The organism is Mesorhizobium sp. B2-4-14 (genome assembly GCF_006442155.1).
Lineage (GTDB): Bacteria > Pseudomonadota > Alphaproteobacteria > Rhizobiales > Rhizobiaceae > Mesorhizobium.
In genome coordinates, this window is sequence record NZ_VFVA01000002.1 from 72262 (window position 1) to 86032 (window position 13771).

General features: G+C 59.8%; 16 protein-coding genes. 6 read left to right on the plus strand and 10 right to left on the minus strand.

The genetic code is table 11. The features are described from left to right. Nucleotides 1-51: 51 nt before the first annotated feature. Nucleotides 52-912: a LysR family transcriptional regulator gene (locus FJ938_RS02070; RefSeq protein ID WP_140690716.1), complete on the plus strand. Its 861-nt coding sequence runs from the start codon at nt 52-54 to the stop codon at nt 910-912. A 185-nt stretch (nt 913-1097) separates the two neighbouring features. Continuing rightward, nucleotides 1098-1577 carry a TetR/AcrR family transcriptional regulator gene (locus FJ938_RS02075; protein WP_140690718.1) on the plus strand — a complete coding sequence of 160 codons (480 nt, stop codon included), beginning with the start codon at nt 1098-1100 and terminating at the stop codon, nt 1575-1577. 14 nt (nt 1578-1591) lie between these two features. Here FJ938_RS02075 and FJ938_RS02080 read toward each other — a convergent pair whose 3' ends face one another. After that, nucleotides 1592-2254, minus strand: a complete 663-nt coding sequence (locus FJ938_RS02080) for a TetR/AcrR family transcriptional regulator (protein WP_140608510.1) — start codon at nt 2252-2254, stop codon at nt 1592-1594. 540 nt (nt 2255-2794) lie between these two features. Here FJ938_RS02080 and FJ938_RS02085 point away from each other — a divergent pair. Further along, the gene (locus FJ938_RS02085) at nt 2795-4444 is read left to right on the plus strand and encodes an ABC transporter substrate-binding protein (protein ID WP_140608508.1); all 1650 of its coding nucleotides are present in this window, start codon (nt 2795-2797) and stop codon (nt 4442-4444) included. 108 nt (nt 4445-4552) lie between these two features. Further along, the gene (locus FJ938_RS02090; RefSeq protein ID WP_210243404.1) at nt 4553-5596 is read left to right on the plus strand and encodes a GlxA family transcriptional regulator; all 1044 of its coding nucleotides are present in this window, start codon (nt 4553-4555) and stop codon (nt 5594-5596) included. Nucleotides 5597-5806: 210 nt separating this feature from the next. Here the strand turns inward: FJ938_RS02090 and FJ938_RS02095 are convergent, their stop codons facing one another. From FJ938_RS02095 to FJ938_RS02120, 6 genes are all read right to left on the minus strand, one after another. After that, complete coding sequence (locus FJ938_RS02095; RefSeq protein WP_181168986.1) at nt 5807-6556, minus strand: SDR family oxidoreductase; 750 nt, start codon at nt 6554-6556, stop codon at nt 5807-5809. 35 nt (nt 6557-6591) lie between these two features. Then, nucleotides 6592-6912: a putative quinol monooxygenase gene (locus FJ938_RS02100; protein ID WP_140690724.1), complete on the minus strand. Its 321-nt coding sequence runs from the start codon at nt 6910-6912 to the stop codon at nt 6592-6594. A 30-nt stretch (nt 6913-6942) separates the two neighbouring features. Continuing rightward, entirely contained in the window at nt 6943-8661 is a 1719-nt protein-coding gene (locus tag FJ938_RS02105) for a GMC family oxidoreductase N-terminal domain-containing protein (RefSeq protein WP_246673141.1), read from the minus strand. Between the two features lie 264 nt (nt 8662-8925). Then, complete coding sequence (locus FJ938_RS02110) at nt 8926-9207, minus strand: NAD(P)H-dependent oxidoreductase (protein ID WP_140690726.1); 282 nt, start codon at nt 9205-9207, stop codon at nt 8926-8928. Between the two features lie 65 nt (nt 9208-9272). Next, entirely contained in the window at nt 9273-9725 is a 453-nt protein-coding gene (locus tag FJ938_RS02115; protein WP_140690728.1) for a nuclear transport factor 2 family protein, read from the minus strand. A gap of 161 nt (nt 9726-9886) precedes the next feature. Next, on the minus strand, nt 9887-10093 hold the full coding sequence (locus FJ938_RS02120; protein WP_140690730.1) for a DUF680 domain-containing protein: 207 nt from the start codon (nt 10091-10093) through the stop codon (nt 9887-9889). Nucleotides 10094-10234: 141 nt separating this feature from the next. On the opposite strand from FJ938_RS02120, the gene FJ938_RS02125 reads away from it, so the two are divergent. After that, nucleotides 10235-11149: a LysR family transcriptional regulator gene (locus FJ938_RS02125; RefSeq protein WP_140690733.1), complete on the plus strand. Its 915-nt coding sequence runs from the start codon at nt 10235-10237 to the stop codon at nt 11147-11149. On the opposite strand, the gene FJ938_RS02130 is transcribed toward FJ938_RS02125, so the two are convergent. From FJ938_RS02130 to FJ938_RS02140, 3 genes are read right to left on the minus strand one after another with little or no spacing between them, the layout of a single operon-like run. Further along, the gene (locus FJ938_RS02130) at nt 11107-11466 is read right to left on the minus strand and encodes a hypothetical protein (RefSeq protein WP_140690735.1); all 360 of its coding nucleotides are present in this window, start codon (nt 11464-11466) and stop codon (nt 11107-11109) included. The two genes, FJ938_RS02125 and FJ938_RS02130, sit on opposite strands and share 43 nt — an antisense overlap. Nucleotides 11467-11470: 4 nt before the next feature. Continuing rightward, nucleotides 11471-11800, minus strand: coding sequence for a nitrate reductase (locus tag FJ938_RS02135; RefSeq protein WP_140690737.1), 330 nt, complete (start codon nt 11798-11800; stop codon nt 11471-11473). A gap of 31 nt (nt 11801-11831) precedes the next feature. Continuing rightward, nucleotides 11832-12794, minus strand: coding sequence for a GTP-binding protein (locus FJ938_RS02140; RefSeq protein ID WP_140690739.1), 963 nt, complete (start codon nt 12792-12794; stop codon nt 11832-11834). A 326-nt stretch (nt 12795-13120) separates the two neighbouring features. Here FJ938_RS02140 and FJ938_RS02145 point away from each other — a divergent pair, with 326 nt between their 5' ends. Continuing rightward, nucleotides 13121-13765 carry a HupE/UreJ family protein gene (locus tag FJ938_RS02145; protein WP_348642263.1) on the plus strand — a complete coding sequence of 215 codons (645 nt, stop codon included), beginning with the start codon at nt 13121-13123 and terminating at the stop codon, nt 13763-13765. Nucleotides 13766-13771: the final 6 nt, after the last annotated feature.

A 13771-nucleotide genomic window follows, 5' to 3' on the forward strand; every position in this document is an offset into this window, starting at 1 on the left:
GGTAGAACAGTAGACTCGCATTTGGAACTCCAGCGTCTTACATTTGGAACGATGACCGACGCCGTTGACCTCTCCGGGATGGCCCTTTTCGTAAAGATCGTGGAGTGCGGCTCCTTGAGCGCCGCCGGCCGCTTGCTCGGTCTTCCCAAGGCGACGATCAGTCGCCAGCTTGCGCTGATGGAGCAGCGCATGGGGGCGCCGCTGCTCCTGCGCTCGACGCGCGCACTCAGTCTCACCGACACCGGCCGGCGTTACTTTGAGCGGATCCGTCCGATCGTTCACGATGCCGAGCAGGCCCAGGTCGAGGCGCTTGCGGAACATGCCATCCCGAGTGGAACGTTAAAGATCGCCGCCCCTATTGCTTACGGCCAGCATGTCCTGGCGCCGAAACTCTTCACATTTCTGCAGCGCTATCCGGAGGTACGCATCGACCTGCACCTCAGCGACGAGCTCGTGAACGTAATCGCCGGCGGCTTCGATCTTGTGATACGGCTTGGCCAGCTTGGCGACAGCGATCTGGTGAGGCGTCGGCTTAGGCATGTCGACAGGAAGCTGGTCGCCTCGCCCGACTATCTCGATCGCGCCGGAACACCTCGGACGGTGGCAGAGCTTGCCAGCCACCGTGGCATCCTCACGCGCACGGATCTCGATCACTGGACGATCGATGATCAGTCGATACGCATCCCGTGGAAAATCAGTACCAGCAACATGCACATAACCCGCGATGCGGCGTGCGCAGGTCTGGGCATAGCCCTGTTGCCTGGCTATCTTGCAGACGTCCCTATCGCCGAGGGAAATCTTGTCCGAATCCTTCCTGAAAGTCGCCTTGATCAGATTGAGACGACTGCACTGCAGGCGCGCTCGGTTACACCGTCCATCGCCGTAAAAGCGCTCATAAAGCACCTTGTCTGACCCCGACAGCATTGTCGCTGCCGTGAGACGCCATCACCAAATCCCAGCCCTCGCTCTGTCTGATTCGTTGCGTCCTGAACCCGGACCGAGGTCCGCGCTCAGCCTTGCTGTCTTCAGTCGAACCTGGTCCGCTCCTGTGCGATCAAGGCGCCCCCACCCTGCGGGCCGTTGCCTCCGGCTGCGACGTGAGGATCGCCACCGTCCAACATTTCTTCGGCAACAAGGCAAAACTCTTCGAGGCCGTCATCGACTCCATTACGCATGACTACAACGAAGCCTTTAGCCGCCTCGAAAGCGAGACTCTCGGCAATGCAGAGACCAAGCTTCAGCGCATGCTGCATTTCCTGATCGAGGACAACAAGAACGCCCACACCGCCGGGTTCTTCTACGAACTCTGGAACCTAGCGCATCGCGATCCCATCGCCAGCAAAGCGCTGGATCCGCTGTGCGACGAGCAGCTTGTCCGCTTCCGCGATCTGATCCTGCGCATAAGACCGGAACTCTCCTTCGACGCCGGGCTGCAACGCGCTGCCGTCATCATGGCCGCTACGGATGGACTGCTGCTGACGGTTGGCTACGGTCGGAGTCCGCCGGAAGCGCTTCGAGGGTCGGGCCAGGATCGCCTGGTGGATATTTTGATGCACGTGGCAACGGCACAGGCCTGAGGACATCCTGCCCGCTATTTGAGGGCCGTTTGCCGTGATCGCGCCTGCATGACGAAGGTGGAAAAGTGGGCCACGTCGGCGTCGCTTGGTTCCTGCCCGGTGAAGCTGCGCAGATAGGCCGCAAGATGGCCAAGGCGAGTCTCCGCCGGCTCCTTCACGTCGAGCACATAGTAGCCTATTTGCATGTAATAGAGCACGCGGGCGCGAATGAGAGCGTCTTCTTCACTGTAGCCATGACGCAGATAAAGATCGCGTATGGCGCCCAGTCTCTCATCATCCGCCGTGTCAATGATCCTGCGCACTTCGGCGGAGCGGCGTGCCCACTCGCGCACAGCGAAATCGAAGCGCGGGTCGAACAGGCTCTCGTCCGCCCAGCACTCAAAGACGTTCATTACACCGCCTATGATATTCTGTGCAGGCCTTGCCGCCCGTTCGACTATTGCCCTGGTGTTGGTGTCGCGCCAATGCTCCAGCAGACGATTCAACAGATCCTGACGGTTCTCGAAATAATGGTAGAAGCTCGATCGCGACACGCCTAATCTCTCGCCTACCTGCAGGACGCGTACGCTTTCCACGCCCTCGGTGACCAACACCTCCAGAGCCAGATTGATCCAATCCCAGCGGGTCACCTTGATGTTGCCGGGGGTGGGCTCTTTCTGCGGCATCAGCTTGATCATCACTGACGAATGACACAGCCCAAAACATCGCGCAAGGAGTTACTGGACATAGCTGTCCAATCATTGTACATATATGTCCAATGGTGATCATCCTGATCTTGGGAGGCAGGATTGAAGTCACACTACCGAGCAGTCGCAATGGGAGGCAGGGTCGCTGGCGCTTTGGTGTCGTATCGCCTCGCCAAGCCCGGTGGGACGGATGTGGTCCGGATCGGTCGGGCTGAATTCGCAGCTGGCTCAACATGCCATGCGGCCGCTGGCTTCCACGTTTTGAAATGCCGATCCGAACGCCGCCGCTTTCGACGAGCCGCTGGTTCTCGACCTTTCGAACTTCGGCACTTCGACGGAGACCAGTTCGCGCACGGCAACCGAACGCGCCAACGGCATCTGGAGCGGACGCTCGAGGGTTTCCTGTGGCCGCTGCCTCGGCCGAGATCTCGGATGGGTTCATTGCGAGCCGCATAGAAGAGGACGGCGCCATGCCCGTCTCCTGACGGGCATGGCGGACGAAACGGGCCTGATGGCCAATGGGAGGAAGAAATGGGCTTTCTGACACGCAACGACAAACCTGTTCCCGAAACTGTCCAGCGGATGGCGGTGGAGGCCGCTGAGGGACGCATGGATCGCCGCGAATTCCTGGCACTCGCCAGCGTCTTCGGGCTTTCGACAGCCGTCGCCTACGGCATGATCGGTCTCGCGGCCCCGGCGGCGGCGGCGGCACAGCCGAAGAAAGGCGGCGTCATCAAGGTGGCCATGCTGGTCAAGGAGATGAAGGATATACGCAGCTTCGACTGGGGCGAAATGGGCAACATCGCCCGCCAGGTCCTGGAGCCGCTTGTCAGATACACGAAGGATTTCACTTTCAAGCCCATGCTTCTCGAAAAATGGGACGTGAACGACGATGCGACCGAGTACGTGCTGCATGTGCGCAAGGGCGTGAAATGGAACAACGGCGACGATTTCAACGCCGACGACGTCATCTTCAACCTCGAACGCTGGTGCGAAAAATCTGCGGAAGGCAATTCCATGGCCGCGCGCATGGCCAGCCTGATCGACCCGGCGACGGGCAAGGCCCGGAACGGCGCCATCGCCAAGGTCGATGACCATACGGTGAAGCTGACGCCGTCGGTGCCGGACATTTCCATCATCCCCGCCTTTTCGGATTATCCAGCCCTCATCGTGCATCGCGACTTCGAGAAGATGGGTTCGGATTTCGTGAAGAACCCGATCGGCACCGGACCGTTCGAACTCGTCTCCTACGAAACCGCGGTGCACGCGGTCTACAAGCGGCGCGAGAACGGCGGGCCCTGGTGGGGCGGCGAGGTTCATCTCGACGGCATCGAATTCATCGACTACAGCAACGACCCCAACGCCATGATCAGCGCCTTCGAGGCGGGTGAAGTCCATACCAACTATGAGACCACCGGCGACTATGTGGCGATCCTGGACAAGATGGGGCTGGTGCGCAGCGAGATTCTGACCGCCGGCACACTTACGGCCCGCATGAACGTCAACAACAAGCCATATGACGACCAGAGGGTGCGCAATGCCGTGCAACTCGCGGTCGACAATGGAGCGGTGCTCGAACTGGGCTACAACAATCTTGGCGAGGTGGCGGAAAACCATCATGTGTGCGGCATCCATCCCGAATACGCGCCGCTTCCCAAAGTGGAGAGGAATATCGAGAAGGCGAAAGCGCTGATGGCCGAGGCCGGTCAAGCGGACTTCGAGCATGAGATCATCACGGTCGACGAGGATTGGCAGAAGAACACTGGCGACGCGATCGCGGCGCAGATGCGCGAGGCGGGCTTCAAAGTGAAGCGGACTGTTCTGCCAGGCTCGACCTTCTGGAACGATTGGACGAAATATCCCTTCTCGCTCACCGTCTGGTCGATGCGGCCGCTCGGCGTGCAGGTGCTGGCGGTTGCCTACCGCTCTGGCGAAGCTTGGAACGAGTCCGGTTTCTCGAACAAGGAATTTGATGAGAAACTATCTCAGGCGATGGCTACCCCCGACGTAGAGAAGCGGCGCGCGATTATGAAGGATGTCGAGAAGATCCTTCAGGACTCCGGTGTCCTCGTTCAGGCTTACTGGCGCAAAATCTTCAATCACTCTGCACAGGCGGTGAAGAACTATAGCACCCATCCCATGCAGGAAACGATCTTCGAAGAGGTATGGCTGGAAACCTAGGTGAAGCTCACATCGAGCGGCACGGGCTGTCCGTCATAGACACGACCATAGTGTCCGCCCCGATCAACTACGCCGATACCGTTGCCCCCAGATGCAAGGAAACAAAACGTGGCCACACGCTTGACCGAGGAAAGGCATATCGTCCTTGCTGTTTATCCGGGTGTATCGCTGTTGGATCTGGGCGGACCGCTGGAGGCTTTCCGCGTGTTCTCGGAGTTCGGAGGCGAGCACCGCATCCGCTACAAATGCACCGTTGTTTCTTCGCAAGGCGGCCAGGTAGCCACCGCCGACGGAGTGCCGCTTGTCGCTCAATCGATCAAATCCCTCTATCGTGTGAAGATCGATACGCTGATCGTGCCCGGGGCGTTTCTGGTCGATGACGTCACGCGTGATGTCGATCTCATCAAATGGGTGGCAAAAACAGGCCCGCGATGCCGCCGCGTATGTTCCGTCTGCGTCGGCAGTTTCTTGCTCGCCGCGGCAGGCCTGTTGAAGGGTCGACGCGCCGCCACTCATTGGATGCACGCGAAATTGCTTGCCCAACGGTATCCCGAAATAACCGTGGAACCCGACGCCATTTTTGTCCGCGACGGACGTCTTTGGTCGTCTGCCGGAGTGACCACAGGTATTGATCTGGCCTTGGCACTGATCGAGGACGATTGCGGTCGCGAGGCGGCGATGAGCGTAGCGCGTATGCTTGTTGTCTATCTCAAACGCGCCGGCGGTCAATCGCAGTACAGCGCGCTTCTCGCGACTCAAGGAGAAGCGGATTCTGATACGTTCATCGAACTCGACCGTTGGATCGCCGAGAATCTCACCACCTCGCTGAATGTCGAGGCCCTGGCGGATCGTATGCACATGAGCTTGAGGAATTTTACCCGTGTTTACACCCAAAAACGCGGGCGCACTCCCGCCAAGGCGGTTGAAGCAATACGCCTCGACGCCGCGCGACGCCTTCTTGAAGAAAGCGACGATCGGATCGAAGGGATAGCCGAGACTTGCGGATATCGGGGCGAGGAGCAAATGCGGGCCGCGTTTGTGCGCGTGCTAAACATTCCGCCTCGTGAGTATCGCCGCCGCTTCGCCACCAGGAACAGATCGGTGGAGAGGTCAAACGAAGCCGGCGACGGCTGCCAACTCAATTCGCAATGATCCGGCTGTCTTTTGCGTAGTTGGTCGGTTCAAATCGTCGCCGCGACAGTCACCGAGCGACTTTTGTCGCCTATTTTTCAGCACCGCCTGCGGCGGCAATAGGGCCTTTACGCGGTTGGGAGCGAGCTCATTGCAAACGAGACACTTGCTCACGGTTATTCTCCCAGAGCCTCTATTTGACGGGGTTGGCCCGGGCCCAACGGGTGTCGATTACGGCGTAGTGAAACCTCCATCCACGGCATGAACAGTGCCTGTCGCGTAGCGGGAATCATCGGACAGCAAGAAAGCCACGAGCCCGGCTACGTCCCCCGGTGTGCCGTGGCGACCGAGCGGCACGGTCTCGGCGAAGGTCTTGTCGGACCCTGCGAACACTTCCTCGGCAAGCTTGAATGTCATGGATCCTGCTATTGGACCCGGAGCGCATGCATTGACCCTGATGCCGCGGTTCCCAACTTCGAGGGCTGCGGTCTTCGTCATGCCGACAATTGCATGTTTAGAGCCGACATAGGCGACGATGCCGGGGCCGCCGACGACGCCAAGCGCGCTCGACATGTTCACCACTGATCCTCCGTCGCGCATTCGCGGAAAAATGTACTTCATCCCGAGAAAGACGCCGCGAACGTTGACAGCCATGACCCGGTCAAAATCCGCTTCGGGAAAGTCGACAATCGGACGAACACGGGTCTGGATGCCGGCATTGTTGACGAACCCGTCGATCGCACCCCACAGCGAGAACGCCTTTTCGGCGTACGCTTTTACCTGCTCGGTGTTTGTGACGTCGGCGACAAAGGACTCCAACACGCCCGGCGGCGGCGAAATCTTGTCCAGCTTGGTGCGCTCTTCCTCGCGCTCCACCACGGCGAGCACGTTTGCTCCCTCCGATATCAGCCGCTCGGCGATTGCAAGACCAAGGTCGCCGCTGGCGCCTGTAATGACGATGTTCTTTCCCGTGAAGCGCATCTTATCCCCCGTGATCGGCTGTCGATCTCTGTTCGTCATGCGTCCCAGGCTCGCGTCGGGAACGCCGAAATCATGGAAAATCTGCGCAACTCGACGTCGCCGGTGATCAATATCGGTGCTGCTGCCAGGAACTCTCGGACATGTTTCGCATGCATGTGGGCGTCCAATCCGCTGGCTGTTTTCCAGTTTTCGTAAACGAACCAAACATCGGGATCCTCGACGGACTGGTGCAGGTTGTAGGTCAGACACTCCGATTCGCTCCGTGTAGGCTCGACAAGGGCCATCAGCGCAACCCCCAACTCATTCGTCCGCCCTGGGCGAGAGCGGAAGAATGCGAGATTTGTGACCGTGCTCATCTTCTTCGATCCTTCCGAAATCACCGGGCGTCACTTGGTAAGGATCTCGGCCAGGCGTTCACCAATCATTATGCTGGGCGCCTGGGTATTGCCGGTGATGATGTCGGGCATGATCGACGCGTCGGCGATGCGAAGATTGTCGACGCCGTAGACCTTCAGCTTTGAATCCACGACAGAAGCATCGTCTTGCCCCATCTTGGCGGTGCTCGTGGGGTGATGCATGGAGGTCGCGCCGTCGCGAATGAGATTGTCCAATTCCTCCCCAGCACGATCACCGGGCAGAAGCTCCCGCTTCACAAATGGCTTCATCGCTTCGGAATTGCCGAGATCGCGGGCCAGTTGCATGCCACGTCGCAAGGCCGCAAGATCGCGCGGGTCCGACAGGAAGTTCGAGTTTATTTCCGGCGCAGCGCGAGGATCGATCGATTTAAGTTTGAGAAAGCCACGGCTCGCCGGGCGAACCAGGCCAGGTGCAATGGTCCAGGCGCCGTTTACGGCATATTGTGCGGTGACTTCGGAGACATAGGGAACTTCGATCTGGAATATATGAAGATCGGGAGTGGCCAAATCGGCGCTGCTTTTGACGAACAGATTGGCTTCGGCGGCATTGTTACGGACCACCATAGGCTCGTGTGGTTCCCATAGCGCGGAGCCGATAATGGGATGGTCTTGAAGGTTCCGTCCAACGCCGGGCAAATGCGAAACCAGTGGAATCCCGAACCGGTCCAGTTCGGCACGATCGCCGATACCGGAGAGCAACAAGATCTTCGGTGTTTGAATGGCGCCCGCCGAAAGAACCACTTCCCGTGAAATCGCTACCCGGTGAATTTCACCCTGCCATTCGAATTCGATCCCGGTGACCGCGTTGCCATCGGCCAGCAGGCGGTTGACGAACGCGTTCGTCAAAACCGTAAGGTTCTGTCGGTCCATCACCGGGTAGAGATAGGAAGCAGCAGTATTCAGGCGGCGGCCGTCACGGATGCGGACGTTCGAGATGGCAGCGCCTCCGGAACCTTCCTGCATGACGCCGTTCTGATCTTCAAAGACAGGTATCCCCAAGGATTCAGCCGCCTTCAGGAAGGCCGGCGCGAGGGGGTTGGGGTCCGGTGCCGGTTGGACGAAGACTTCTCCGCCCTGGCCACGGCGTTCCGGGTCGGGTTCACCATGCCAGTCCTCGATGCGCTTGTAGATTTCCAGCACATGCCGATAGCCCCAGTCCGCATCGCCCGCTGCACTGGCCCAGGAGTCGAAATCATGTTTGTGGCCGCGTGCCCACACCATGCCATTGATGCTCGTTCCGCCGCCGAGCGCCTTGCCGGAGGCGTGCTTGATCGAGCGGTGGTTGACGCCAGCGCTCGGCGTGGCTTCGTACGCCCAATCAACGTCGCTGCCCTGGTTGAGATACCAGGATTCGGTCATGAGGATTCCTGGCCTGAGGTCATCGCCGCCTGCCTCAAGCAGGAGCACGTTGTTAAAACTATTCTCGGCCAAGCGGCGAGCCACCGCAGCGCCCGCGGCGCCGGCCCCAACCACGATGTACTCGTAACTCTTCCTCAGTCGAGATCGGAGCGCGGTCTGGTTGGCTCCAATGGCCATAAACTTCTGTGCCGCCTGGTCGGCGTCCTGGCCTGACAGGCCCAGTTGCGTCGCGCCGTCCAGGAAAACCCGACGATCGATTTGTCTCGTGACCAGTTGGCCTTCCAGCAGAGCAAGCCGGACAGCGTTCGACGCATTGGAAATTTCGTTCATGGCTCCCTCCCCAATTGAATGGCAGGCGGAAAACTGGAGCCAGCGATCGGATTGGGTGCGAAAGCGCCGCTCTGTCATCTCATGAGGGAATATCCGGCTTCACGGAGGTTCGCCGCAATGACAACTATCCCACAAAAACTGCCACCCGCGAGGCAGCCGCCGATCACCGCAGGGATCGCTGAGCGGCCTTTCGATGCCAGAATGGCACCAAGTGTTTGGTCTGCGGGGTCATTACAGCTATTTCCAGGAAGACAGGGCGACCGCTCACGCGGCCGCGCGGGCTGGCGCGCCTTCCGCGGCCCAGTCATTCAGCCTTGTGGCATAGCTGGAGGCAGCGTCGGCCAGTTCCAACGCGGCCGGCTTGTCGGCGCGATAGATCAGGAAGGGACTTGCGCAAGGCAACTTGCACCGGTGGGCGTGGCGCAGTGGGTTCAACAGTTCGCCGAGCGGAACCTGGTTTTGCCCATTCAGCGTATAGGCCTCAGGCACGTTGCCAGCCGTCGCCGCGATCAGGATTGGGGTCGAACGAGAAGGCGTCGTTCTCAAAGAGGAATTTCATGTCACTGGCTCCGGTACGGACGAATGCGTAACCCGGCTCTGAGGTATCGGCCCTACAGTTGAGCGCCAGGAACCTCGGCTACCCCCAGTTGCTGCATGAAAAGCAGGCTGTCGGCATTGGCCCAATATTCAGCCAGAAGACCATCCTCGATGCGCAACGTGTCCGTGCCGGTGAAGGTGATCGTGCGGCCGACCGCATTGGCCGATGCACCGGGGAAACCGCCATGGTAGGTGCCCCGTGCCCGCCAGCGAACAACCAGGAAGTCGCCATCTATGATCGGCCCCTGCTCGATCGTGAAATCGAGGCCCGTGAGGACGGAATTGATGCCGCCGACCCAGGCGTTAAGGGCGGCGCGGCCCTTGATGGTGTCATCGCCGAAGCCGGTCAGCGGCGCGGCGTGGGCGACGAAATCCGGAGCGATGATCTTGTCGGTGTAAGATAGATCGCCGTTCCAGAGCAGACGCCAGGGTTCGGCAAGAGCGGCATGGGATGATGTGTTGGTCATGGGATTCTTTCGGGTTTGAACGGCTTCGTTGATGATGGTGAGGGCGGTCCGTGGCGAGTTTTGCGGACCATGCGAGACGACAGGCGCATCCTCGGCATTCCGGCAACCGACCGACAGCAGAGCGACGGGATCCCCGTCGCTTGCTGCCAAAGTGTCGGCTGTCAATGGCTGCCAAACAGATTACGGTCGCTGCCCTGAACGACGGGCTGCTTGGCCGCGGGCTCCGATTTCTTGATCGAAGCCGTGTACGGGTTGTCGACGGCAGCGGCCGGCTGGTTGGCGTCAGCCGAGCGATAATTGTCGCTGCCGGCGAAGGCGGTGCCCATGGCAACGAGCATGGCGGCGGCGGTAATTGCGATCTTGGTCATGTTGGATACTCCTGGTTTTCAAGGTTGGTGGTTTCTTGGAGCGGCTGCAGGCCGTCTCCGTGTTTGCTTGCACCTGCTGTATGAAGCCTTTGACTTCGAATAGAAATTGACAGAAAACGGCGATCTGATATTCACAAATGAATGACAGAGATCGACTGGAACCTGATCAAGAGTTTTGTCACCGTGGCGGAAACCGGCAGCCTGTCCGCCGCCGCGCGAAAGCTCGCCGCGAGCCAGCCGACGCTTGGCCGCCACATCGCCGAGTTGGAACAAGCGCTGGGCGTGACGCTGTTCCGGCGCGGTCGAAGCGGCTATGCGCTGACGGAGGCCGGCAGCACGCTTTTCGAACGCGGCCGGGCGGTGAGCGAGCAGGCCAACGCCTTCTCAAGGCTGGCGCTGGGATCCGTCGAGGCCATCGAAGGCAGCGTGCGCATCGCGGCCAGCGAGGTGGTGGCTGCCTATGTCCTGCCGGAGATGACCGCCAGGCTTGCCGTCGAGGAGCCCGGAATCGAGTTCGAAATCGTCGCTTCGAACCAGGTTGAAAATCTCCTGCGCCGGGATGCCGACATCGCCATTCGCATGGTCAAGCCGGCGCAGAACGAGTTGGTGGCGCGCAAGGTCGCGGACATACCGCTGTGCACTTGCGCGGCGATATCCTATCTCGACCGGCGAGGCCGCCCGCGGGAGCTCAGCGATCTCGCCGCCCATGATCTGGTCGGCTTCGACCGCAGCGACGACATGATCCGCGCTTTTGCCCAGTTCGGCATCTCATTGACCCGCAATTCTTTCCGTTTCAGGGCCGACAACCAGATCGTTCTGTGGGAAGCGCTGCGGACTGGAAATGGCATCGGCATCGGTCAGGAGCCGCTGATCCGCCGCGACCCGTTGATGGAAGTGGTGCTGCCGAACCTGCCGCTGCCGGTATTGCCGGTTTGGCTCGCGATGCATCGGGACGTTCGCACCAGCATGCGTATCCGCCGGGTGGCGGATTTCCTGCATGAAGAATTGAAGCTTTATTCGGCCGGCGCCGGGTCGGGAGCTAATTCGGCGCGATGAGCAAGCCCCGCCAGACGGGCCGTGATGGTGGCAGCCGGCTGAACGGCACTGATGACAAAGCGCAGGAATGCACGATAGAGTTCGGGGCGCCAGTCGGCCTTAGGGCGAGGCAAGGTGCCGAAGCCGGGCCAGTCGATGGCGGTCGTCGCGAAGGATGTACCGAGCCGCTCCTGCAGCGACCGCATCTCGGTATGGGTCGAGATTGAGCTGAGCGCCGGCAGCAGGAGCAGGCTCTTGCCCGCTCCAAAACGGGTCAGGCCGATGGCGACCTTGTTGCCATCGGCGCTCCATTCGATTTGATCCTCGATCCAGTCCATGCCTTCAATGCTGTTTGACGTTTACCTTTCGGGGTGAACCCTCCGTCTCCTGGCTGGGAAGCCGCTGCTCGATTTGCAGCGCGAGTGCAATGTCAGGCTTTCCAATCATTGCCGCGGCCTTGCCGACGCGCAAGGAGCGCATCGGACGCCCCTCCTCGAATATGCTGATGACGGTCTCCAGATCAGGACAGCCGGATTCGCGGCAGCGAACCTCCGTAACGGTGACTGCGACGTCTTCCTTCAGATCAAGCCCATTGCGTATCCATTGTCTGATCCTGTCGGCATTCGATGATGGCGGCCCCCGTCTGGGAGCAAAGGGATTGACGAATTTCACCAGCTTCTCAGCCTCTCTTGATCGGCAAAGGTTACGCCCGGCACTCCATGAAGCCGCTTTCGATGATGTCCTTCGGCAGATTACGACCGATGAAGACAAGGCGACTGATCCGTTCCTCATCGGCCTTCCATGGCCGCTGGTGATCGCCCTCGAGCAGCATATGGACGGCTTGCACCACGAAGCGGTCGTCGTCTTGCTTGAAAGCGAGAATGCCCTTCATGCGCAACATATCCATGCCGAACCGCTGCGTGATCGCCTGGAGCCATGGCAGGAATTTTTTCGGGTCGAGCGCTTCCCTGGTGACCAGAGCGAAGCTGGTAACATGGTCATCGTGCTCATGCTCGTGGAACTCGACGAGGAAATCCGGCTCCACGTCAAGGATCCGGTCGAGGTCGAATGAATGGCGACCGAGAACCTTGTCGAGATCGACGTCGCAACGCTGCGTGCGGTGGATGGAAACGGTGGGATTGATGCGCCGGATGCGGCTTTCGACCTCCTTCAGTTCCTCGGCCGAGACGAGGTCGGTCTTGTTGAGCAGCACCGTGTCGGCGAATGCCAACTGCTCCTGGGCTTCGTGCGCTTCATCGATCTCGCCGAGCAGATGCTTGGCGTCGACCACGGTCACGATGGAATCGAGCCTGGTCTTGGAGCGAACGTTCTCGTCAACGAAAAAAGTCTGCGCGACCGGCGCCGGGTCGGCGAGTCCGGTCGTTTCCACCAGGATCGCGTCGAAACGGTCGCGACGGCGCATGAGGCTGTCGATGATGCGGATCAGGTCGCCGCGTACCGTGCAGCAGATGCAGCCATTGTTCATCTCGAACACCTCTTCGTCGGCGTCGACGATAAGATCGTTGTCGATGCCAACCTCGCCGAACTCGTTCACGATGACGGCATATTTCTTGCCGTGATTTTCGGACAGGATACGGTTCAGAAGCGTGGTTTTGCCCGCGCCGAGATAGCCGGTCAGCACGGTCACGGGAGTCTGGGTCTGCATGGAGGGAACTCCGTTGAGGGGCGGTTTTCATCTTGTTATCGGTTATAGTATAACGTATCAAGCAGAAAGATGTGAGACTTGGATGAACGCATCCATGCTTCACCGCGCACGACCCGGCGGTGGCCGCCGGTGTCATTGGCAAGCCCTCGAGAGATCGATGATACCGTCGCGCCGATCGAGGCCAAGGAAGCCGAGAAACTAATCATTCGAGAGCCTTACAGAAAGCGATCGAATGGCTTAGAAACCGACCCACTACCCATAAAAGTCCAATTTTGATGGCTCCATCAACGGCAATTGGCGTTTTGGCAATCGTGGCAGGTCCGTGAGTGGCGCAGTTTCCTGAAGAAAAAGCGAGCCTGCCGTCCGGCAGATACGAAATCCGGCTTGGCTACTATTCTTACAGTCTCGTGGCGGCTGCGACCGCTTTGACGGCCGGGTCGACAATGGCGCAAGCGCATATCATTCAGCCAGGGACAGGTGGATTTGGCAGCGGCTTTGAACATCCGCTGACCGGGCCCGATCATTTCCTGGCGATGTTTGCTGTGGGACTATGGGGCGCCCAGATCGGCGGACGTTCGATCTGGACGCTGCCGGTTGCGTTCCCGCTGATCATGGTCATGGGCGGGATCGCCGGGATTGCAGGGGTCGCGCTACCCGGTGTCGAGATTGGTATCGCCCTCTCGATCATGGCCTTGGGGCTTGCCATTGCATGCGCTTGGCGGCCGGCGGAATGGGTCGCGTTGCTTATGATTGCCGTGTTTGCAATCTGCCATGGATACGCCCATGGGGCGGAACTGCCCAATGCAGCCGACCCTGCCGATTATGCCATCGGGTTTGTCATTGCCACCGGCTTCATCCACTTGCTGGGCATCGGTGTCGGACTTCTGCTGGGCAAGGCATTCGGCGGGCGGTTGTCCCAGGCCTTGGGCGGATTGATCGCGGCGGGAGGCGTCTATTTCCTTGCCGTCTGAAGCAAC